Below are 23,957 nucleotides of genomic sequence, written 5' to 3' on the forward strand. Positions count from 1 at the left end.
ACAACCTACCGGGCGGGATCGGCGTGGATGGCGCCGGTCCCGCCATTCAGTGCGATTGTCGGCTTGTTCCGTGACGAACTGTTACAGGGCTACGACAATCGGTCGTCGGCGGAACGGGTCACCCGACGGCTGACTGCCGGATGACCCCTTCGGTCGGCCGTCGCTCAGGCCTCGACCCGCGCCGCGTCCAGCTTGGCGACCAGGGCGGCCACCTTCTCGGCGATGTCGGGGGCGTTCAGGCCGATCTCGGCCAGGATCTCGTTCCGGCTGGCGTGGTCCAGGAACTCCTGGGGGATCCCGAAGTCGCGCACCGGCAGGTCCACGTCGGCGTCCCGCAGCGCCTGGGCGACGACGGCGCCGACGCCGCCCACCCGGCCGTTGTCCTCGATGGTGACGACCACCCGGTGCTCGGCGGCTAGGCCCGGCAGGGCCTCGTCCACCGGCTTGACCCAGCGCGGGTCCACCACGGTGGCGGTGATGCCGCGGGCGGCCAGCAGGTCGGCGACCTCCAGGCTGGTCGGGGCCATCGCGCCGACCGAGACCACCAGCACGTCGGCGCGGTGGGCGCCGGAGGACTCCTCGGCGGCGCGCAGCACGTCCATGCCGCCGACCCGACCGACCGCGGGGACGGCCGGGCCGACCGAGCCCTTGGAGTAGCGCACGACCGTCGGGGCGTCCTCGACCAGGACGGCCTCGCGCAGCTGGGCGCGGACCTGGTCGGCGTCGCGCGGGGCGGCCAGCCGCAGGCTCGGGATGACCTGGAGGATCGACATGTCCCACATGCCGTTGTGCGAGGCGCCGTCCGTACCGGTGACACCGGCCCGGTCGAGCACGAAGGTGACGCCCAGCTTGTGCAGGGCGACGTCCATCAGGACCTGGTCGAAGGCCCGGTTCAGGAACGTCGCGTAGACCGCGAACACCGGGTGCAGGCCGTTGGTGGCCAGGCCGGCGGCGCTGGTGACGGCGTGCTGCTCGGCGATGCCGACGTCGAAGATGCGGTCCGGGAAGGCCTTGGCGAAGGGGGCCAGGCCGACCGGGTGGAGCATCGCGGCGGTGATCGCGACGATGTCCTCGCGCTCGTGGCCGAGCGCGACCATCTCCTCGCCGAAGACGGACGTCCAGTCCTTGCCCGAGTTCTTGACCGGAAGGCCGGTGTCCGGGTGGATCACGCCGACGGCGTGGAAGCGGTCCTCGTCGTTGTTCTCCGCGGCGTGGTAGCCGCGACCCTTCTCGGTCAGGCAGTGCACGATCACCGGGCCGCCGAAGCCGCGCGCCTTGGTCAGCGCGGACTCCAGGGCCGTCAGGTCGTGGCCGTCGATCGGGCCGATGTACTTGAGGCCGAGGTCCTCGAACATGCCCTGCGGGGCGATGAAGTCCTTGAGGCCCTTCTTGGCGCCGTGCAGGGTCTCGAACAGCTGCTGGCCGACCACCGGGGTGCGCTGGAGGGCGTCCTTGCCCCAGGAGAGGAAGCGCTCGTAGCCCTGGGTGGTGCGCAGCGTGGCGAGGTGGTTGGCCAGGCCGCCGATGGTCGGAGAGTAGGAGCGCTCGTTGTCGTTGACGACGATGACGACCGGCAGGTCCTTGGCGTCGGCGATGTTGTTGAGCGCCTCCCAGGCCATGCCGCCGGTGAGCGCGCCGTCACCGATGACGGCGACGACCGGGTCGGCCTTGCCCTGGATCTTGTTGGCCTTGGCCAGGCCGTCGGCGTACGAGAGGACCGTGGAGGCGTGCGAGTTCTCGATCACGTCGTGCTCGGACTCGGCGCGCGAGGGGTAGCCGGACAGGCCACCGCTCATCTTCAACCGGGAGAAGTCCTGGCGGCCGGTGAGCAGCTTGTGGACGTAGCTCTGATGGCCGGTGTCGAAGAGGATGCGGTCGCGCGGCGAGTCGAAGACCCGGTGCAGCGCGATGGTGAGCTCCACCACGCCGAGGTTGGGCCCGAGGTGGCCGCCCGTCTTGGAGACCTCGGTCACCAGGAAGGTCCGGATCTCCTGGGCCAGTGCGGCCAGCTGTCCGGGCGTGAGCCGGTCGAGATCGCGCGGTCCCCGAATGCGGGTCAGCAGGGCCACCCGTTCCTCCTCGTTCAGTGTTCGCGGACCACGGACGGTCCGACGGGCGTCGCTGCCCGGTCCGGCGGCAGGCCGGTGGTCGCGGCCGGTACCGACCGGTCGAGTCTAATGTCCGCTTGGCGGACACCGAGCGGCACGCCCGGTGCCACTGGCCGGTTACCGCCATTCCGGGAGGTCGGTCGGGGGGTGCTGGTCAATCCGTATTGACGAACGGGGGTTCGTCGGCGGTTGCGGCCGTCCGGGTGAGTCGGTGGGGGCGCGGGTGGTGGGCGGAGGTGGGTGGGTGGTTGCTGGTGGGTGGAGGTCAGTGACGGCCGAGGGCGCCGGACTCGCCCATCTCGCTCATCACCAGGGCCAGCGCGCCGAGCACCTCGGCACGGCCGCCGAGGGTGCCCGGGACCACCGAGAGCTGGCGGGCGGCGCTGGGGATGGCGTAGCGGGCCACCGAGTCCCGGATCGGGGCCAGCACCAGCTCACCGGCCTCGGCGAGGTCACCACCGAGGATCACCCGGCGCGGATTGAGCAGGTTGCACAGGGTGGCCACGCCCATACCGATCTGGCGGCCGGCGTCGGCGATCACCCGGCGGCAGCCCAGGTCGCCCTGGTGGGCCAGCTCCACCACCCGGGGCAGGGTGAGGTCCGCGCCGAGGGTGGAGGTGAGCAGCGAGAGCAGGTAGCGGGAGCCGACGAAGGTCTCCAGGCAGCCCCGGTTGCCACAGCGGCAGACCGGGCCGGCCTCGTCCAGGGTGATGTGCCCGATCTCACCCGCGGTGCCGCCCGGGCCGCGGTAGATCTGGCCGTTGACCACCAGGCCCGCGCCCACCCCGCTGGCGACCTTGATGTACGCGAGGTCACTCAGGCCGCGGCCGGCGCCCCAGACCAGCTCGCCCAGCGCGCCCAGGTTGGCGTCGTTGTCCACGTGCACCGGCATGCCGAGCCGCTCCGCCAGCTCCCGGCCCGGGGCGATGCCCGTCCAGCCGGGCAGGATCGCGGTCGAGCCCAGCGCGCCGGTCTCCACGTCGATCGGGCCGGGCACGCCCAGACCCACGCCGATCACCTTCTCGGGCTGGAAGCCGGCCTGGGTCAGCAGCCGCTCGACCATCGCCTCGGCGCGGTCGAAGCCCTGCGCGGCGGAGACGTCCACGTCGATCGGGGCGCTCTCCTCGGCCAGCACCCGGTGGGCGAGATTGCCGACGGCCACCCGGAGGTGGGTGTGGCCGAAGTCGATGCCCACCACGATGCCCGCGTCACCGCTCAGCGAGACGCTGCGGGCGCGGCGGCCGCCGGAGGAGGTGTCGGCGACCACCACGGTGCCGCTCTCCTTCAGTTCCCGCACGATGTTGGAGACGGTGGCGGCGGAGAGGCCGGTGCCGCGGGCGATCTCGGCCTGGGTGAGCGAGCCGGCCATCCGCACCGCGCGGAGCACCCGTTCCAGGTTCGCCCGGTGCAGGGACGACTGTGAGCCCGGTGTGTCCGTCGACATGTTCCACCCTCCCAGGGGCGGGGAACCCTCCGCCGGGCTTCCCCTTCAACTCCTGAAGCCTACGGGCCCGCGGGGTGGGGGCCGCTGCGCGGGGCTGGGGGGTGGGGGTGGGCTTTCGGGAGGGTGGGTGGTTCCGGGGGCGGTTCCGGGGGTGGGCGCTCCGGGGGCTGGGTGATTTTCGGACCGCCGACCCTCATCGCGCGGGGTGCTCGCCGTTGGCGGTCTGAAAATCACCCGTCACGCCCCTCTCCGCACCCACCCCCTCCACCGCCCCCTCCCGCAGCGCGTCCCTCTCGCCTGGGTGGGTGAGGGAGAGGCGGGGGGAGGCGGGGGGAGGCGGGGGGAGGTGGGGGGAGGTGGGGGGTGCGGGGTGGGGGCGCGTGGGGGTGGGGTGGGTGGGGGGTGAAGGTGTTGCGTGGTCAGGGGGTGTGGGGGTGGGGTTCGGCGGTCCTGGCGGCGGCCTGAAACCGCCCGCCACTAGCATGGTGCCCAATCTCAGCCGTCCCACCGGAACCGTGGACGGTTCCGGCAGGGGGACGCATCCAGACATGACGGGGTATCAGATGGCAGGGGATCACCCTACGCCGGGGGCAGGCGCAGCACCGGGCAGCGGCCCGCAGGACAACCGGGGGGTCTCGTTCGGGCGCCCGGCGGGTGGCGTCGACCCAGCCGCCGTTGCGGATCAGATGACTCAGCTGGACGGCTCGGCGGTGCCGGGGCAGGGCGCGCCCGCCAGCCCGCCGCCGCCTCCGGCCCAGCCGCCGGCGCCGCCCGCGCAGCCGCCGGTGGGGGGTGTGGACTACGGGGCGTACGCGCCGACGGCGCCCGGCATCCCCGCCCAGGCTCCGCCGCCGCCGGCCGGTGCGCCGATCGGTCCGTACGACCCGGTGAACGGCGGTTACGCCGCGCCGGACGCCGCCCAGGGGTACGCCACCGGCGGGTACGAGTACCCGCAGCAGGGCGGGTACGCCTACCCGGGTGCGCCGGTGCCGGTGCCGCCCAAGCAGCGCAACCCCGTGATGCTGTGGGGCGGGATCATCGGCGGTGTGCTGGCGATCGCGATCGTGATCGGGCTGGTCGTGCTGCTCAAGCCGAACGACCCCAAGCCGGACCCGGGGCCCGGGCCGGTGGCGAACTCGAGCGGCTCCAGCACCGTCGGCGGTGACAACGGTGGGAACACCGTCAACCCGACGCCGGACAACAACACCGGTGGCAAGGCCACGTTCAACGTCGCGTGGAACGCCCCGACGCCGTCCAACACGGACGCCTCCAACCAGATGCTCGGCATCTGGGGCACCGACAAGTACGCCGTCCGCGTCGACAGCGACGGCGTCAAGGCCTACAACCTGACCGACGGCAAGCCCGCCTGGAACATCCCGGTGCCGTCCGGCAGCAAGGAGGTGTGCAGCGCCTCGTACACCTCCAACTCCAAGAACATCGCGGCCGTCGCCTTCAACACCGGTGACTACGACTGCTCCACCGTCGGCGCGGTCGACCTCACCCAGGGCAAGCTGCTGTGGACCGTCAAGGCCACCGCCGACCGGCTGTCCCAGCCGACCCTGAGCGTCACCGACAACGTGGTCGCGGTCGGCGGCAACGCGGTGGCCGGGCTGAACATCGCCACCGGCCAGCCCGCCTGGCAGTACCAGCCGCGCGACAAGGACTGCACCATGCGGGCCCGCGCCGCCGGCAGCCAGATCGCGATCAGCGACCGCTGCTACATGACCAGCGGCCCGAAGTCGCAGCTGGTCATCGTGAACGCCGACTCCGGCAAGCCCGCGAGCACCCCGATCACCCTGACCGGCACCATCGAGCAGGTCGACTCGGTCATCCAGGACAAGCCGCTGGTCCTGCTGATCACCAACGGCCCGAACGGCGACTACATCCTGCCGTTCGACAAGGACAACAAGCCGGGCAACCAGATGTCCGTCAAGGAGCCCGGCTCGGACAGCCTGCGCCTGTCCGGCCAGGACACCGCGTTCACCCGCAACGTGGTGAGCGGCAGCACCCTGTACGTCCAGGTCAACCCGTCCAAGCCGGCCATCAACGCCTACGACCTGAACACCGGCAAGCGCCTGTGGGCGGCCAGCCCGGGCACCACCAGCGGCAGCGACATCCGGATCGTCACCGGCACCGACAAGGACGGCAAGGTCCGGGCCGTGGTCTCGCAGGGCTACGACAAGCCCTCCCGGCTGGTGACGCTCTCGCCGACCGACGGGTCGATGACCGACATCGGCACCGTGGCGAACGCGAACGGGAAGTTCGACATCAGCTCCAGCACCTCGGTGTACTTCGTCTCGGACGACGGCAACGCGGTGTACGCGTTCCGCCGTTACACCAGCACCGACGGTCCGCTGACCAAGTGGCGGAAGTGACGCGCTCCGACGGCTGAGGGCGGGGCGGGAACGGGCCGGTGGCCCGGCCCGCCCCGCCTTCGTCCTATCGGGTCGGGCCGCCCGTCGGGCATGCGAGGATTCGATCCATCAGCCTGACGAAGGAGTGCAGCGAGTGCCCGGCACCAACCTGACCCGCGAAGAGGCCCGCACCCGGGCCGACCTCATCCGGGTGGACGCGTACGACATCGAGCTCGACCTCGGCTCGGCCCGCGACGGCGGCACCTTCCGGTCCACGACCGTGGTCCGGTTCACCGCCACGACCCCCGGCGCCGACAGCTTCATCGACCTCGTCGCCCCCGGCGTCGAGGAGATCACCCTCAACGGCGCGGCGCTCGACCCGGCGAGCTTCGCCGACAGCCGCATCCCGCTGCCCGGCCTGGCGGCCGAGAACGAGCTGCGGGTGGTCGCCAACTGCGCCTACAGCAACACCGGTGAGGGTCTGCACCGGTTCGTCGACCCGGTCGACGGCGAGACCTACCTGTACACCCAGTTCGAGGTGCCGGACGCCCGGCGGGTCTTCGCCAACTTCGAACAGCCCGATCTGAAGGCCACGTTCGCGTTCACCGTGACCGCCCCCACCGGCTGGGCCGTGGTCTCCAACTCGCCCACTCCCGAGCCGGTCGGCGAAGGCGCCACCCAGGTCTGGAAGTTCGAGCCCACCGGCCGGATCTCCAGCTACATCACCGCGCTGATCGCCGGCCCGTACGTGGGGGTCTTCGACACCTACGAGAACGGCGAGCAGCGAGTGCCGCTGGCCGTCTACTGCCGCCCCTCGCTGCGCGAGTACCTGGACGCCGACGCGATCTTCGAGGTCACCAAGCAGGGCTTCGACTACTTCCAGTCGAAGTTCGACTACCCGTACCCGTTCCCCAAGTACGACCAGCTCTTCGTCCCGGAGTTCAACGCCGGCGCGATGGAGAACGCGGGCGCCGTCACCCTGCGCGACCAGTACGTGTTCCGCTCCAAGGTCACCGACGCCGCGTACGAGGCGCGCGCCGCGACGATCCTGCACGAGCTCGCCCACATGTGGTTCGGCGACCTCGTCACCATGGAGTGGTGGAACGACCTCTGGCTCAACGAGTCCTTCGCGACCTTCGCCGAGGCGGTCTGCCAGGCCGAGGCCCCCGGCTCCAAGTGGCCGCACTCCTGGACCACGTTCGCCAACCAGATGAAGACCTGGGCCTACCGGCAGGACCAACTGCCGTCCACCCACCCGATCATGGCGGACATCAACGACCTGGAGGACGTCCAGGTCAACTTCGACGGCATCACCTACGCCAAGGGCGCCTCGGTGCTCAAGCAGTTGGTGGCGTACGTCGGCCAGGACGCCTTCTTCGAGGGCGTCCGGGCGTACTTCAAGCGCCACGCCTGGGGCAACACCCGGCTCAGCGACCTGCTCGGGGCGCTGGAGGAGGCCAGCGGGCGCGACCTGAAGGCGTGGTCGAAGGCGTGGCTGGAGACGGCCGGCATCAACGTGCTGCGGCCGTCGGTGGTACTGAACACGGACGGTGAGATCGAGTCCTTCGCGGTGCTGCAGGAGGCGCCCGCGCTGCCGGCCGGTGCCAAGGGCGAGGCCGTGCTGCGCCCGCACCGGATCGCCATCGGGTTCTACGAGCTGGTGGACGGTTCGCTGGTGCGGACGGAGCGGATCGAACTGGACGTCGACGGCCCGCGCACCGAGGTGCCGGAGCTGGTCGGCCGGCACCGTCCGGCCGTCGTGCTGCTCAACGACGACGACCTGACGTACACCAAGATCCGGCTGGACGAGGACTCGCTGGCCGTCGTCACCGAGCACCTCGGCGGCTTCGCCGACTCGCTGCCGCGCGCGCTGTGCTGGGCCTCCGCCTGGGACATGACCCGCGACGGCGAGCTGGCCGCCCGCGACTACGTGTCGCTGGCGCTGTCCGGCCTCGGCCGGGAGAGCGACATCGGCGTGGTGCAGTCCGTCCAGCGCCAGGTCAAGCTGGCCCTGGACGCCTACGCCGACCCGGACTGGCGCGAGGAGGGCCTCGGCCGCTGGGCCGCCGCCGCCGAGGAGCACCTGCGCGCCGCCGAGCCCGGCAGCGACCACCAGCTGGCCTGGGCCCGCACCCTCGCCTCGGTCGCCCGTACGGACGGTCAGCTGGACCTGCTGGCCGGGCTGCTGGACGGCTCCGTCGAGCTCAAGGGCCTGGCGGTGGACACCGAGCTGCGCTGGACCCTGCTGTCCCGGCTCTCCGCCACCGGGCGGGCGGATGAATCCCTGATCGTGGCGGAGCTGGAGCGGGACAACACGGCGGCCGGCCAGGAGCACGCGGCCAGCTGCCGGTCCTCCCGCCCGACCGCGGCGGCCAAGGCCGAGGCCTGGGCCGCGGTGGTGGAGTCGGACAAGCTCACCAACTACGTGCAGGAGGCCGTCATCGCGGGCTTCCAGCAGTCGGACCAGCGGGAGCTGCTGGCGCCGTACGCGGAGAAGTACTTCGCCGTGGTCAAGGGCATCTGGGAGACCCGCAGCCACGAGATCTCGCAGCAGATCATCGTCGGGCTGTACCCGGCGCTCCAGGTTTCCCAGGCGACGCTGGACGCGACGGACGAGTGGCTGGCCTCGGCCGAGCCGGCGCCGGCGCTGCGGCGTCAGGTCGTCGAGTCGCGGGCCGGGATCGAGCGGGCGCTCAAGGCCCAGGCGGTGGACAAGGCCGCCGGGAGCCGGTGACCTCCTGCCGCTGACGAACGCCTGAAGGGGCGCCGGACGGATCGTCCGGCGCCCCTTCGGGGTTGTGCGGGTCCTGCGGGTCCTGGTGGACCGGTTGCGCGTCCTGGGCGGACGCGGCGGTTACTTCTTCTTCTTGCCGTACGGCAGACCGGCGAGGGCCGCGATGACGACGAACGCGGCGAGCGGGATCAGCACGTACAGGCCGATGGTCTGGCCGACGCTCAGGCCGGCACCCGGGTCGTCACCGTCGTCCCTGGTGAGGGCCATGGCGGGCGACGACAGCAGCATCATCAGCGTGACCGTTGCGGAGACCGCGCCGGCTCGCAAAGCGTTCCTCTTGTCCACGTTTCCAACTTACCCGCCGCTTACGGGAGGGCGCGCGTCGGGGTGGTGGTGGGGGTTCCGCTTGTGGATTCCGGGGCCGGACGGGTGGGGGCTGGGCGGGGCCAGGAGGTGGGCGAGCAGGCGGGCGGCGGGAATGGCGGCGAGGCGGTCCAGGGTGACCGGGTCGCCCGCGCCGTCGGCGACCGGCAGGCGCCAGTTCGGGTACTGGTCCCAGGTGCCGGGCAGGTTCTGCGGGCGCGGGTCGCCGACCAGGTCGGGCAGCCAGAGGCCGACCAGCTCGGCCGGGGTCCGGCTGAGGAAGCGGTAGAGGACGGGCATGGAGAGGGGCTCGTCGGGGGCGAGCAGGCCCAGGGCCGTCAGCTCGGCCCGCCAGTCGGCCAGCTCGTCGGCCGCCTCCTGCTGCTCCTCCGGCAGCGGGCGGGCCAGCAGGCCGAGCCGGTGGCGCAGCTCGACGTGCTCGCCGGAGAGCCGGGCGGCGGTGCTCGGCAGGTCGTGGGTGGTGAGGGTGGCCAGGCAGCCGGGGCGCCAGCGGTCGGGGGGCAGGATCCGTCCACCGGCGTTCCAGTCCCGTTCGAACCAGAGGACCGAGGTGCCGAGGATGCCGCGCGCGGCCAGCTCCTCGCGTACGCCCGGCTCGACGGTCCCCAGGTCCTCGCCGATCACCGCGGTGCCGGCCCGGTGCGCCTCCAGCGCGAGCACCCCGAGCATCGCCTCGGCGTCGTAGCGGACGTAGGCGCCCTCGGTGGGCGGGTGGCCGTTCGGGACCCACCAGAGACGGAAGAGGCCCATCACGTGGTCGATCCGGAGGGCTCCGGCGTGCCGGACCGCTGCTCGCAGGAGTTCCGCGTACGGGGCGTAGCCGGTCCTCGCCAGGGCGTCCGGGCGCCAGGGCGGCAGGCCCCAGTCCTGGCCGTGGGCGTTGAAGGCGTCCGGCGGGGCGCCGGTCGAGATGCCGCCGGCCAGCACGTCCTGGAGCGCCCAGGCGTCGGCGCCGTCCGGGTGGACGCCGACGGCGAGGTCGTGGATCAGGCCGACCGGCATGCCGGCGTCGCGGGCGGCGCGCTGGGCACAGGCGAGCTGCTGGTCGACCTGCCAGGCGAGCCAGCGGTGGAATTCGGCCTGCTCTTCGAGTTCTTTGGCTGCTTGCTCGATGTGTGGGCCGTTCGGGTGACGCAGGCCCTTCGGCCAGTGGTGCCAGTCGGCGCCGTGCGCCTCGGCGATCGCGTTCCAGAGGGCGTGCCGGCGCAGCCACTCCCCCTCGCGGCGCCGGTACGCCTCGTAGGCGGCCTGGCGGCCGGGGCCGCGCGGGACGTCGTGGAGGAGGTGGAGGGCTTCGCGCTTGAGGGCCCAGACCGCGTCGCGGTCGACCAGGCCGTCGTGGGCGAGGACTTCGTCGCGGAGACGGGCTGCGCGGCGGGTGAGGTCGTCCGCTGCCGTCCGCTGTTCCGGCGTCAGGTAGGCGTACTCGGGGACAGCCTCGATCCGCAGGTGCACCGGGTCGGCGAAGCGGCGGGAGGAGGGGCGGTAGGGGGACGGGTCGGAGGGGGTGCCGGGGGCCGCGGGGAGGGCTTGGTGGAGTGGGTTGATCTGGACGAAGCCCGCGCCGAGTTCGGCGCCGGCCCACTGGGCGAGTTCGGCGAGGTCCCCGAGGTCGCCCATGCCCCAGGAGCGGGAGGAGAGGACGGAGTAGAGCTGGGTGAGGAAACCCCAGCTGCGGCCGGGGAGTTGGGGAAGCTGGTCCGGGGCGACGATGAGGGGGGCCCGCTCCTCTCTGTCGGTGGTCTCCGCCGTGAGGGTGTGGCGGCCGAACGGGAGGTCGGCGGGCAGCCAGTGCGAGTGGCCGCGGGGCAGCTGCCAACTGCCGCCGCCCTCCAGCTCGATGTGCAGCCGGGCATCGGCCGGAACGTCCAGCGCGGTGCGGCGGCCCTGTCGCACGACGATGCAGGGCGGCAGCAACCGGGCCTGCTGCTCGGCACGGTGGCGCTCCAGCGCCTCCCGCACCTCCTCCGGCGACCCCGCCGCCACGCCGAGTGCCGCCAGCACGGCGACCAGCGTCCGCGCCCCCACCGCCTGCCCGCCCGCCCCCGGGTACCGGGTGTCCACCCCGTACGCCTGTGCCAGCGCCAGCAGTTCGGCGGGCGGCGGCGGCGCGTCCTGCGTCGGGACCTTCAGCCCGTCGGCTCCGTCACTGTCGTGGTAAGCGGCCACTCGCGGCTCCTGCGATGTCTCGGCAACGCCTGGTCAGGACTCCCCAAGTCCTACCCGGGTGACGGGGCGATGACGCTGCGCGACACGGGTACGGGCGATGGCGGCGCTCACTGGCAACATCCCAGTCACATCCGTTCCCCCGAAAGCGCGGAAGATTTTCAGACGTACGGGTTTCGACTATACGAGACACCGGCCACCACTGGAAAGTCATCCGGAAATATCGGGCATGCCACTTCTCCAGAGATCAACTGAAGAATTAGATCCTCCGGCGGAACGTCCGATTCGAACCACTCTCCATCACCCCCATCAATAATAAGCGTACGCCACCCATATTCGCGAGCCAGTGGAACCCAGATCAAGATATCTCCATTATCCGTCCCCCCCCAGCAAATAATGTCATCAATCCGCACCCCCAGGGCGGAAATCCTCCTACAGGCAGGCCATTCGGGGTGAGCACGAAGCACGCGTCGCGCATTCTCGGTGCGCCACGTGAGATTTAGATACTTGTTCTCCGAGTAGACTCCATAGACCCAGAGAAACCCACTAAAACAGCCCGGACCATAGGATGTCAGGATCGAGGAATACTCACCAGGAATAGGACCGTGAACCCTTGAGGAACCTCCCCCCTCACCGTCGCAGCAATCGGGCGGAAGGATCTGCCGAAGCATCGATTGGGGCACCCAGACCACCTACAACACCTTGAACGTAGCGGACATGAACCATCCCGAGTCATCCACGGCCTCGATCGTTAGCGCATGCGCAATGTTACTACCCGGGCGATAGTGTGGCGTAGCCGCATAGATAATGTCATTTCCCTTCGCCACATGCGCCGCAATCAATTTCTCAAACTCATTCATTGGACCGTTATCAACCGCTTCAAGCGTGGTAATGAAATTGCTTTCGACGTTGCCGGCCCCACCCATAGCGCTGGGCAGAAGATGCCCACGAGAATGACCGGCGGCCTGCCCACCGAAACCAGGAGGCTGGATGCGCTGTCGCGCTTTAGTTCCCTTGGTCGTCGCCGGGGTCACTTCAGCAATGACGCCGGACCGGCGCCCTTCCGCGTCAATCGTGCCGTAATCAACGTTTGGGGGGCAATTGTGCACCAGCACTGATGAACTACCAGCAGCGACATAGTAAGTGTGAAGCTGGTCGACGGTGAGGTTGTGGGTGGTGACGGCGTAGGGGTAGTTGCGGACGGACTCGATGGTGCGGGTCATGCCGTCGGACTGGCGGAGCTTCTCGCCCGGGGTGAGGTCGCCGGCGTCGACCCACTGCTGGCGGGTCTCGCTCCAGTAGGGGTGGTGGTGGGTGGAGGTGATCTTCGACTGGTCGGCGGCCGGGGGGCCGCGGGGGTTGGCGTCGTCGGTGAGGGTGAGGTCGGTGAAGTCCTTGTCGTCAGGGGTGGTGATGGTGGCGGTGACGGTTTCAGGGCGGGTTTCGCCAGTCTGGGGATCGGTTGCCACGACGACGTCGCCGTCGTGCACGTCGCCGATGGCCTTCGTGGTGCCGTCCGCCATCAGGACCAGGGTCGCTGCCGGGAAGCTGTTGCACTTTTCGGGGCTCGGGGATGAATCCGCCTCAGCCCTGCTTGGTTTTGCTTCGGTGCCTGCCGCGTCGGTTGCTGTTTCTCTCGCTGCTTTTTCTTCGGCTGCCTTGGCTGCTGCTGCTTCGGCCGCGCGGGCCTCGGATGCGGCGGTCCTGGCGGTGACGAGAGCGGCTTCGGCTTCCCTCGCGGCGCGTTCGCCGCCCCTGATGGCGTCGTAGACCCGGGTGATCTCCTTGTAGATCTTGAGGGCCTCGATGCCGACCTTGATGGCCTTGAAGATCTTGCCCCAGGGCACCACGTTGAGAGCCGTGTTGATGCAGGCCATCACGTCGCCCTTGGTGAAGCAGTCGCGGGCGTCGTTGAAGCCGATCAGGTCGCCGACGATGTCGACCACCTTGTGCACGAGCTCATCGCGCTTGTGCTTGGTCTCGTTGAGGTTCTTCTGCGCCTCGAAGGCCGCGTGCACCGCGGTCTGTTCCTCCGCCGTGGGCGGCGGCTGCACGGTCGCCTTGGTGATGTAGGAGTAGCCGTGGCCGTTGTCCCGCTCGTCCGCGAGGCCCTGGCATTCGGCCGGGGTGTCGCAGGTGGGCCTCAGGCCGTTGGCGTCCGACTTGTTGATCGGGCTGTTGTTGGCGTACGCGTAGGCGTTCCACTGCTGGGGGTCGCCGGCGACGGTGATCGGGTCGGGGCTGATGAAGCGGCCGGTCTTGGGGTCGTACTCGCGGGCGCCGAGGAGGGTGAAGCCGGTGGCCTTCTCCTTGGTGCCGCCGACGAAGCCCTTGTCGCCGGCCCAGACGCCCTCGGCGGGCTGGGTGCCGCGGTCGTTGCCGAAGGGGTCGGTGGAGCGGCGGACGTGGGCGAGCGTCGCCGAGTCGAGCTGGACGCCGTTGGTGCCGTGCGGGTCCGCGCTCTGGTAGGCGAGCGCGGACGGTCCGCTGCTGCTGGTGGTGCGGGTGATGGAGAGGCCGTTGGAGGCCGCGTAGCTGCGGACGTCGGTGACCACTCCGGAGTTGGTGTCCAGGGTGATCTGGTCCGCGCCCAGGTTGAGCGTGGTCTTGCCGAGGTCGCGGCGGATCAGCTGGTTGCCCGACACGTCGTACAGGTAGCTGGTGGCGCCGTTCTCGCCGGTGCCGGTGATCTGGTCGAGCTTGCCCTGGGCGTTCCAGGTCAGCGTCCGGGTGCCGGGGGTGTCGGTGATCGCGGTGGTGTTGCCCGCCGCGTCGTAGGTGTAGGAGGTCACCGCGGTACCGGCCGGGCCGGTCCGGGCGGACTTCGTCAGCGCGTGCGGGCCGCCCGTGCCGCCGCCGGTCTTCGGGTCGGTGGACGGGGTGTTGGGGCCGGTGCCGAAGGTCTGGGTGGTGGTGACGTCCTTGTTGGCGTCGCCGGTGACGTCCTTCTGGACCAGCTTGGTGCGGTTGCCGATGAGGTCGTACCCGTACTGCTGCCAGTACGGGGCCGGACCGCCGACGCTCGGCTGACCAGCATCGACGGACGGGCCGTCGCTGTTGGTGCAGGCGCCGACGCCCGGCACGCTCGGCTGCGGCTTGGTGGTCTGGGTGCCGGTGTCGGTCCAGGCCTGGGTGAGGCGGCCGAGGTAGTCGTGGGTGAAGCACTGCAGGTCGGCGACGGCACCGTCCTGTGCGTCGCGGGCCGAGGTGACCTGGCCCAGCGGGTTGTAGGTGTAGTCGACCGAGTCGACGTGGGCGGTCTCGGCGGTCTGCTTGTCGAGGATCGAGCGCGTGACCCTGCCCGTGGCGTCGTCGATCACCATCGTGGCGACGACCTGGGCTCCTGCGCCGCCCACCGTGGTCCGGTACGGCCTGCCATAGGGGTTGTACCGGACGTCGGCCATATAAGTGGTGGATGGGTCGAACCCGAAGGCGCCGCTCAGCCCTACCAGTTGCCCACCGGTGTCGATGGTGAACTTGAGCGTCTCGCGCCCCAGGTTCGCCGCCGGCACTCCGGGCATCACCGTGCTCGTCAGACGGCCGGCCTCGTTGTAGGTGCTGTCGCTCTGGTAGACGCCCGCGAGCTTGCCCTCGACCGCCGGGATGGTGGTCTTGGAGCCCGTCTCCCGATAGCCGATGTCATAGCCGGTGATCTCCGACTTGTAGGCGGCTCCGCTCGCCCCACCGACATAGCGGGTGGAGGAGGTCGGCTTGCCCAGGGCGAGGGTGTCGAAGGTCCAACCGGCGACCTGCTTGGCCGGATCGACCGCCGTTCCTTCGTAGGCCGCGACGGTACGGCCGAGCAGGTCGGTGACCGTGGTCGCGCTCTTGCCGCGCGAGTCCGTGGCGGTGGTCAGGCTCTTGCTGTCGTCGTAGGACGTCGTTCCGGTACCCGAATCCGGGTCGCTGGACTTCACCGGGCGGCCGAGCAGGTCGTACTCGTACGACCACGTGTTGCCGGCCGCGTCCTTGCGCCAGAGCTCCTTGCCCTCGGGCGAGTAGCCGTAGGTGGTCTCGTCGTAAGCACCGCTCGGGGCGTTGGACTTGTACTGACGCAGCGCCACGGTGTTGCCGCGGGCGTCCTTGACGGTCGCCGAGGCGAAGCCGCCGGCCGGCGGGGTGGTGCGAACCTCGTCGGCGCCGACGAAATCGGTGTGGGTGCGCCACTGCTCCACGCCGTACGACTGGAAGATCGAGTCCACGGTACGGCCCATGCCGTCGAACTTCTGGACGGTCTGAGCCGGGATCTTGCCGTCCGGCTGCACCCCGCCGTTGGGCAGGAAGAGCTGACCGCTGGGCTGTGCCTGGTCGTTGTAGTAGGCGGCGCTGGTCTTGGTCTGCCAGCCGTGTGAGTCGAACAGCGCGTCGGTGATCATGCGGCCGGTGGCGCCCGAGGGGGTGCTGGCCTGAGTCTGGCGGACGCGGCCGAGACCGTCGTAGATGGTGAAGCTGGAGGTGTAGGTCTTCAGGTCACCCATCAGCGCCTGGCTGAGCACCTGCGAGGGTGCGTTGGTGCCGTTGACCGAGTACGAGATCTTACGGTTCGGACGGCCCGGGTTCTTCGTCCGGTCGTTGCCCGGGCTCCAGGCCGCGACGCCTCGGCCGAGGGCGTCGAAGTCCTGCTCGCTGATCCGGCCGTTCTCGTCCTTGATCTTCAGCGGCGAGCCGCGGCCGACGTCCAGCGTGCTGACGGTCTGCCAGCCCATCGGGTTCGTGTGGGTGACCTGGGTCGGCAGCTGGCCGGTGGCCGGGGAATAGGCGGTCTTGGTCTCGGCACCGGTCGGGTGGGTGGCGTCGGTGCGGGTCGGGTCGACGGTGCTGGTGACGCGGCCGTAGGCGTCGAAGCTCGCCCGGGCGGTGGTCCGGTAGACCGGCCGGCCGTTGGCGTCGTAGCGCTCCAGGACCTCGGTCGAGGTCTGCTCCGACTTGGCGCCGGCCGTGCCGAGCGGTAGGCCGTCGAAGTACGCCCGGGTGTCCGCGACCGTGTTGTCCTTGGTCGGGGTCTGACCACAGGCGCCCTTGAGGACCACGGTGCGCGAGGCGAGTTGGGTCGGGGCGTTGCCGGGGCCGGTGGCGTACTCGAAGGAGGTGCAGAGCAGTTGCTCGGGGTGGGCCAGGTCGCCGTTGTCGGAGACCGTCAGCGGGCGGGCGAACGGTGTCGAGTCGTACGTGGTGGAGCGCTCGCGGGTGCGCCAGCCGTTGGCCAGCTTCTCCCGGTTGGTCACCTTGAGGGAGTTGACGGCCCGGGCGGTGATGGCGGGCATGCCGCCGGACTGGCTGCGGGTGGCCGTGACAGGTCCGATCCATGGGTCGGAGACCGTGGTGGAGAGGAGTTCGCCGCTCTCGCCGTTGTAGTCGGCGGAGTCACGGACATAGCCGGCCAGGACGTTCTCGTCCTTGATACTGCCGCCGTTGACGTCCTTCACGCTCACCTGACGGGTGGACCCGTCGGCGAGGACGTCGCCGTCCATGCCGCGCAGGAAGGTGGCCACCGACTTGGTGCGCGGTGCCTCGACGTCGCTGCCACTACCGGTGAGGGTGGTGACCGTCGCGTAGCCGCGGAACTGGTCCCAGGTGCGGGCCTTGGGGTTGGGCATTGCGGAGTCGTTGCGGTGCCAGGCCGCACCGCCGCCGTAGACGTAGTTGGTCACGACGATCGGGTTGCCGCCGGCAACCGCGTCCTCCTGGGTCACCGACTGCACGATGATCTTGTTGAACCAGTCGTTGACCGGATCCGGGTCGCTCTGGCCGGGCAGGTACCACTTGACCGGCATGCAGGCCATCGTGTTGCTGTCCTCGGACGCCGGCATCGTGCCGCCGGGCTCCCGGGAACATTCGGCGGGACGGTAGACGACGTTGATCAGACCGCCGGTCTCGGTGGTGATCTTCTGGATCCGCGGACGGTTGTACGACTCGATCGAGGCCGAGGTGCCGTCCGGACGGACGATCTTGCCCGTGACGCGGTTGGCGATCTGCAGCGGCTGGAAGGACACCGCCGGCAGGGTGATGGGCGTGCGGTTGTTGCTGCCGGTGCGCTGGACGGAGTCGAGCCAGAGCGACGGTGAGGTGCCGTCGCCCGGGTCCTGGAAGGACTGGTTGAGGGCGAAGGAGTCGACCGGGCGGTAGGAGCTGCCGGCCCAGACCTCGGTGTCGATCCTGGTGAGCCGCTTGGTGGTCCAGAAGGTGGGCGAGGAGACGGTGCAGTCGCCGGTCGCGTCGCAGTTCTGGTCGATCGGAGTGTCCGGCCAGCGCTTGGCGTTGGCCTTGTTCCGCTGGGACGGGTCGCAGGAGAAGGCGCTGTCCGGCAGGCAGCGCTCCGCAGTGCGGAACCACACCTGGGCGGCCGGGTTGGCCTTGCCCTTGGCGGCGATCTGGTCGGGCAGGCGCTGGCCGTAGCCGACCCAGGTCGGGTAGCTGGCGCGCTGGTACTGGGTCCGGGGGCCGTTGCCGTTGTTCTGGCCGCCGCCCTGGACGTAGTAGTTCTGCTCCTGGTCGTACCGGTAGGTGATCAGGTTCTGGTGCGGGTCGACGACGTAGTCCAGCGACCACTGCCAGCCCATCTGGTTCCAGGTCTTGGTGGCCGGGGAGCCGTCCTTGAGGCACGGGTCCTGGCCGCCGGGCCAGTAGATCGGCACGGTGGAGACCGAGTTGCTGGCCTGGTCGCTGCCGTCACCACCGGGCAGGTGGTTGGCGCCGAAGTAGTACTGGGTGCCGTCGCCGGTGGTGATCCGCCAGGCCTCGCCGTTCCAGGCGCCGTTGCTCTGGCCGGTCAGCCGCTCGACCTTGGTGCCGTCCTCGCCCTGGAGGTGCCACTCGCAGGACTTGTCGTCCTTGACCAGCTGGCCCGCGTGGCCCGCCAGCGAGAGCTGGAGCAGGTCACCGCCCCAGCACTGGTCGCCGGAGCCTTCGACCCCGGCGTCCTTGCAGCTCTTGTAGCCGCGGACGATGGAGCCCGGGTGCCACTCCCAGCCGTCGCCGATCCAGGACGGCTGGGCGTTGGTGGAGGCGGTCTTGCCGTCCACTGCGGAGGAGTCGTAGCCCAGCGACACGGCGGGCGCCGCACCGGCCAGCGCGGACGGCAGCTCGACGGTGTAGCCGTAGGTGAAGTTGCCCGCGTTGGCACCGGCCTGCCAGGAGGCGGACGGGGTGATCGGCGAGGCGGTGAAGTCACCGCCGCTACCCTTGGCCTCCGCCTCGACGGCGATGGCCGCGGACGGGGAGGGCGCTCCCGCCGGGCCGTCGAACGCGCCGGCCGAGGACGACCGGGCGGCGGACTTGGTCGCGGCGGCCCGCGGGAGTTCGACCTCGGCCGTCAGGCGGCCGGTGGCCTCGTCCAGCTGGGACGGCACCGGGGTGCGGGTGGTGCAGCCCGCGGCCCCGGGGGTGGTCAGCGCGCACCCGGGCAGCTGGACGATCCGGGCCCGGGAGCCCCAGTTGGCGCCCGCGTTCTTCGCCCAGGCCTGGATGTCGATGCCGACCTGGACCCGGCCTGCCGGACCGCCCTCGCCGGTGTCGGTGAGGGCGAGCAGGGCACCGTTGACACCCGCCGCCTTGGTCCGGCCCTGGTCGGCCAGGTCGACCTGGAGGGCGGGCGCGGCGGCAGGGGCGTCGTTCGCCGGAGCCGCCACTGCGGACTTGGCGGCGGTCTTGGCGCCCGCGACGGGCGCGATCCAGACCGGCAGCGAGCCCGCCTGGACCGGCTGGGAGGGCAGGGCGGTCGGGGAGGCGTCGGCGGCCGCCGGAGCCATGGCGGCCTTCCCGGCGACCGCGGCGCCGCCGAGCACGGCGGTGGCTCTCCCTGACGGTGGACTGGAATCGGCTGGTGGCGACCACTTCTTGCCCGGGTCGGGCGTGTGCCCCGCGGGCTTGCCGCTCGTGCCCTTCACCGGCTGGACGTCGGGCACCGGAGTGTTCGGCGGCACCCAGACCTCGGGCGGCGTGGCGGCCTTGGCCACCGCTTGAACCGAGGGGAGCGTCACCACGGACATGCAGACGGCCAGGGCGGCTGCCGTGGCCAGTCGTGAACTGCGCGAACGGTTGAACAGCCGGAAGCGACGCGGCACTTGATCCCCCCACGGATTTGCCAAGCCTTTAGGTGCGCCGAGCCGTCAGCCCGGGCCCACGGCACCTTAGGGGCACACGACCTATCGAAGGTAGGGAAATATTAAAATTACAGTACGTGACGAACCTCACCCGGAGAGCAATGTGGCACCACTCTGACAACTCGGACACCTTGTCGACAAAAAGCTTTGACAGCACACGAAATGTGAAGGCAGCGTGCGCCTGACCTCTGCTCACATCACCATCGACGACGGGTTCTTCATGTCGAGGCCACAGCTCCCAGCTCCCTCAATTCGCAGACGGAACATACGAAACCGGACATTCGGTGCCGCCCTCCTCCCGCTCGCCTGCACGGCAGTGCTCTCCCTCGGCGCGGGCCTGCTGGCCGTGCCGACCATCGCGGCCGCGGCCCCGGCCGACCGCAACCACGGCCCCGCCGACCTCGCCTGGCCAGCCACGCCGACCCAGCCCGCCAAGAACGGGTCCGACGCCCGGGCGGCGCAGGTCTCCGCGATCCGCGCGGCCCAGGCCACGGCGAGGAGCACCGGAAAGCCCGTCGTCGTCGACGCGTTGACCGCGGGCAGCAGCCGGACCACCGCCAACCCGGACGGCACCGTGGTGACCGACTCCGCTCCCGTGGTGGAGCGGGTCAAGAACGCGGACGGCAGCTGGCGACCGGTCGACGCCACGCTCCGGACCGGCCAGGACGGAACGCTCGCCCCGGCCGCCGTCCCCTCCGCGCTCACCTTCTCCGGCGGCGGCACCGGCCCGCTGGCGACCATGGCCACGGCGGACGGCCGGAAGCTGTCGGTCAAGGCTCCGTTCGACCTGCCGAAGCCCGAACTCAACGGTGACAGCGCGCTCTACCGCTCCGTCCTGCCGGACGTCGACCTGGAGTTGAGCGCGACCCCGGCCGGCGGTTGGCGCCAGGTCCTGATCGTGCGCACCGCCAAGGCGGCGAGCGACCCGAAGATCAAGAAGCTGCACCTCGACACCGCCGCCGACGGGCTGACCGTCAAAGCCGACGCGAACGGCAACCTGACGGCTGAGGACGCCTCCGGCAAGATCCGCTTCACCGCCCCCACGCCGCTCATGTGGGACTCCAGCACGGCCGTGGCACCCGCTGCGGCCGCCCGGCCGAAGGCCCAGAGCAAGCTCGCGGCCGACGGCGCCCCGGCCGCGCCCGCGTCCACCAGCAAGGCACCCGGCCCCGACGCCAAGACCGCGCCGATCGCCACCACCGTCAGCGGCGGCGGCATCGACCTGGTGCCGGACGCCTCGGTCCTCGGCCAGGGCACCGGCCCGTGGTTCATCGACCCCGGCTGGAACCCCAGCGTCGACAACGGCGCCCAGGCCTGGGCCCAGGTGCAGTCGGCCTACCCCGACACCCCCGAGTACAACGGCACCCAGTTCGGCCAGGACAAGCCGGCTGCCGGCTACTGCGGCTACATCGACACCAACAACCGCTGCACGAAGGAGGGCAAGGAGCGGGCCTACTTCCAGGTCGGCCTGAACTCGGTCTTCTGGGACTCGGCCGTCCAGAGCGCAAAGCTCTACGCCACCGTCGCGGCCTCGTCCAGCCCCTCGACCCCGTCGCCGATGGGCCTCTACTCGACCGGCTCGGGAACCAGCAATCCGATCAACCAGTGGACGACGTGGAAGGCCCAGCCCTGCCCGGAGCTCGGGAACTGCGCCAAGGTCGGAATGAACTGGATCAAGGGCGAGGGCGGCGTCGAGTACGACGTCTCCGGTCAGATGGCCCAGGCCGCGCGCGAGCACTGGGGTGGCTGGACGTTCCTGTTCGCCCCCGACGACGAGGGCAACAAGTACTACCGCGAGCGGTTCGCCAACAACCCCCACATAGTCGTCACCTACGACTTCGCCCCGCACATCGGCAGCCCGGGCACCAGCCCGACCCCGGGCTTCGCCCGCGACGCGGCCTACAACCAGTGCCAGACTCCCGGCACCGCCCACCCCTGGGACAACCCCGGGTGGGTCGGGATCAACACCGACGTCAACCTGGCCGCGGACACCTGGTCGCCGACCGGTGAGCAGCTCTGGACCACCTTCAAGATCTGGGACGACGACGACAACGGCTCGTCGAAGATCTACGAGACCGGCTGGGCCGCCAGTTCGGGCCGTCGGAACGTGAGCGTCGGCTCCCTGATCGACGGTCACCAGTACGGCTGGTTCGGCCACACCGGCGACGGCACGCTCGACAGCGACAACACCGCGATGTGCTTCCTGCGCATCGACCGCACACCGCCGACCGCCCGCGTCACGTCGACCGACTTCCCGGAGTCCGGCACCCTGGGCGGGCACCCCAAGCTGGTCGGTCAGGAGGGTGTCTTCACCCTGACCGGCACCGATCCGGCCCCGGCCGGCGGCGGCCGTTCCTCCGGTTTGGCCTGCGCCCGCTGGACCACCGACCCGATCCAGGCCGCGGCCACCGGGTGGAACTGCAACAACGGCGGCAACGTCGTCAAGATGGACGGCGACGGCAGCTTCCAGCTGAAGTACACCCCCTGGCACTGGGGGACCAACTTCCTGTACCTGCAGACCCAGGACAACGCCGGCAACATGTCGCAGCCGGTCGCGTACACCTACTTCGTGCCGAGCAACCCGGCCGCCGGCGACCCGGTGATGGGTGACATCGACGGCGACCGCAAGGCCGACGTCCTGCTGCCGGACGGCACCGGTTCGCTGCGCCTGGTCGGCGCGAACGCCGACCCGTACGCCGCCCCGAACACCAAGCCGGCGTCCGCGCCGGGGGCGGCCGACAGCCAGGACTGGAGCACCGTCCAGACCACCCATCGCGGTTCGTTCACCGAGCGGAATGTCGACGACCTGATCGCGCACGCCCCCGGCGCTGCCGAGCTGTACCTCTACGCCAACGACGACATCGCCGCCCACCTAGACGGCCAGTACTCCATTCCGCTGTCCAAGTCCGGTAGCTGTGCGTTCCCCGACGGCACGCCGATCTCGTGTGCGGACTACGGGAACGGCGGCAACTGGTCGTCGGTGACCCAGATCGCGGCGTTCGGCTCCCCAACAGGGGACACTCCCAAGAACCCGGGCACGGTCACCGCCGGCCTGCCCCGATCGTCCCTGCTCTACGTCGAGAAGAGCCGACTCTGGCTCGCCCTGTCATCGGGCGTCGGGCAACTGGACGGGCCGAACATCCTGCTCTCCCAGAGCCAGGCCTGGGACTCCTACGACCTGATCACCCCCGGTCCGGCCAAGGGCACCAACATTCCCACCGTCTGGGGCCGTTCGAAGTGGGACGGCACCATCCACTCCTACCAGTTGGGCAAGGGCAGCACCCAGGGCACCTTCGACGCCTCCGCGTTCGCCGAGCCCACCAAGGGCTGGCTGGCCAACGGCGTCGACGCCAAGCTCTACCCGAGGGTCGGTTCCAACGGCGATGTCACCGGCGACGGCGTCCCGGACCTCTGGGCCGTCGACACCGACAACCAACTGGTCGCCTGGGCCGGCGTCGGCACCAAGGCGCCCGACGTCAACAGCGGCCCGATGGTGACCGGTCTGGAGACCAATCCGGTCGTGCTCGGCAACCTGAACCGCCCGGTCGGCAACTGGCTGGCCGCCCCCGACGGCGGCAACACCGTCAAGGACGGCCAGAAGAAGGCCGACGGGACGGCCTCGGGCGTGAGTTGGGTCGGGGACACCGTGGACGGCCGCGCCACCACAGTGGGCGCCTTCAGCCCGGAGGCCGGGTCGAACGTCACGATGTCGCGCCCGGTGGTCGACTCCCGCAAGAGCTTCACGGTCTCCACCTGGGCCAAGACCGGCCCGAAGGGCGGCATCGTCGCCAGCCAGGACACCGTGCACAGCAGCAACTTCATCCTGTACGCCGACGCCAAGTACGGCTTCTGGGCCTTCGGCCTGTCGGTCAGTGACGACGACACCTGGTCGTACGACTTCACGGACACCAGGAACGCCTCCGCCTACTTCCGCCCCGGCGTGTGGACCCGGCTCACCGCCTCCTACGACGCGGACACCGGCGCGATGTCGCTGTACGTGGACGGCGTCCTCGCCACCACCGGCTACCACCGGGCGAGCACCAGTCCGCCGTCCTCGGGGCCGTTCGTGCTGGGCCGGTACCGGTACCAGTCCAAGCCGAGCGACGCCTTCGACGGGAGCATCAGCAGCACCGCCGTCTACCCGTTCGCGGTGGCGCCGACCGCGCCGGGCACCGCGAGCGTGATCCGCTCGCGCGTCGACACCAACAAGTGCGTGGACCTCAGCGGCGCTGTGGCGGCCAACGGCACCGCGGTCCAGCTCTACGACTGCAACGGGAGCACCGCCCAGCAGTTCTCGCTGGGGGGTGACGGCAGTGTCCGGGTCATGAACGGCTGCCTGGCGCCGGTGAACGCCGGTACGGGCAACGGCACGCTGATGGAGTACCGCACCTGTGACGGCACCGCCGCGCAGAAGTGGATCCCGCTCGCGAACGAGGTGCTGTACCACCCGGCCTCCGGCCGCTGCCTCGACCTTCCGGGCGGGCAGACGGCCAACGGCACCCGGCTCCAGCTGTGGGACTGCCAGATCGACCAGCTCGGGCCGAACCACCAGTGGTACGTCCCGAACCTGCGGACGGCCGTACAGCCCGCACCCCCGCGCTCCTGACCCCGTGTCCTGAGCGCCGCACCTCGGGCCCGCTCCGCCGCCTGGCGGGCGGGCCCGAA

8 protein-coding genes are annotated in these 23,957 nt (G+C 70.5%); 3 read left to right on the forward strand and 5 right to left on the reverse strand.

Annotated features, from left to right (window positions below; genetic code table 11):
- Nucleotides 1-164: 164 nt before the first annotated feature.
- Both dxs and ACZ7BZ_RS10155 read right to left on the reverse strand, forming a co-directional pair.
- Nucleotides 165-2,069 (reverse strand): 1-deoxy-D-xylulose-5-phosphate synthase, encoded by a 1,905-nt coding sequence (gene dxs, locus ACZ7BZ_RS10150; protein ID WP_470357950.1) that lies wholly within the window; start codon nucleotides 2,067-2,069, stop codon nucleotides 165-167.
- Between the two features lie 304 nt (nucleotides 2,070-2,373).
- A complete protein-coding gene (locus tag ACZ7BZ_RS10155; RefSeq protein WP_470357951.1) occupies nucleotides 2,374-3,552 on the reverse strand; it encodes an ROK family transcriptional regulator in 1,179 nt (392 codons plus the stop codon).
- A 686-nt stretch (nucleotides 3,553-4,238) separates the two neighbouring features.
- On the opposite strand from ACZ7BZ_RS10155, the gene ACZ7BZ_RS10160 reads away from it, so the two are divergent.
- Both ACZ7BZ_RS10160 and pepN read left to right on the forward strand, forming a co-directional pair.
- Nucleotides 4,239-5,927, forward strand: coding sequence for an outer membrane protein assembly factor BamB family protein (locus tag ACZ7BZ_RS10160; protein ID WP_470357952.1), 1,689 nt, complete (start codon nucleotides 4,239-4,241; stop codon nucleotides 5,925-5,927).
- A 133-nt stretch (nucleotides 5,928-6,060) separates the two neighbouring features.
- Nucleotides 6,061-8,640 carry an aminopeptidase N gene (pepN, locus tag ACZ7BZ_RS10165; protein WP_470357953.1) on the forward strand — a complete coding sequence of 860 codons (2,580 nt, stop codon included), beginning with the start codon at nucleotides 6,061-6,063 and terminating at the stop codon, nucleotides 8,638-8,640.
- 120 nt (nucleotides 8,641-8,760) lie between these two features.
- Here pepN and ACZ7BZ_RS10170 read toward each other — a convergent pair whose 3' ends face one another.
- The 3 genes from ACZ7BZ_RS10170 to ACZ7BZ_RS10180 all read right to left on the reverse strand — a co-directional run bounded on the left by ACZ7BZ_RS10170 (nucleotide 8,761) and on the right by ACZ7BZ_RS10180 (nucleotide 19,253).
- On the reverse strand, nucleotides 8,761-8,985 hold the full coding sequence (locus tag ACZ7BZ_RS10170; protein ID WP_188303613.1) for a hypothetical protein: 225 nt from the start codon (nucleotides 8,983-8,985) through the stop codon (nucleotides 8,761-8,763).
- 9 nt (nucleotides 8,986-8,994) lie between these two features.
- Nucleotides 8,995-11,157 (reverse strand): 4-alpha-glucanotransferase, encoded by a 2,163-nt coding sequence (gene malQ, locus ACZ7BZ_RS10175; protein WP_470358032.1) that lies wholly within the window; start codon nucleotides 11,155-11,157, stop codon nucleotides 8,995-8,997.
- Between the two features lie 725 nt (nucleotides 11,158-11,882).
- Nucleotides 11,883-19,253, reverse strand: a complete 7,371-nt coding sequence (locus ACZ7BZ_RS10180; RefSeq protein ID WP_470357954.1) for a polymorphic toxin-type HINT domain-containing protein — start codon at nucleotides 19,251-19,253, stop codon at nucleotides 11,883-11,885.
- Nucleotides 19,254-19,608: 355 nt separating this feature from the next.
- Here ACZ7BZ_RS10180 and ACZ7BZ_RS10185 point away from each other — a divergent pair, with 355 nt between their 5' ends.
- Nucleotides 19,609-23,898: a ricin-type beta-trefoil lectin domain protein gene (locus tag ACZ7BZ_RS10185; RefSeq protein ID WP_470357955.1), complete on the forward strand. Its 4,290-nt coding sequence runs from the start codon at nucleotides 19,609-19,611 to the stop codon at nucleotides 23,896-23,898.
- Nucleotides 23,899-23,957: the final 59 nt, after the last annotated feature.

This window comes from Kitasatospora sp. NPDC036934, from assembly GCF_055608425.1.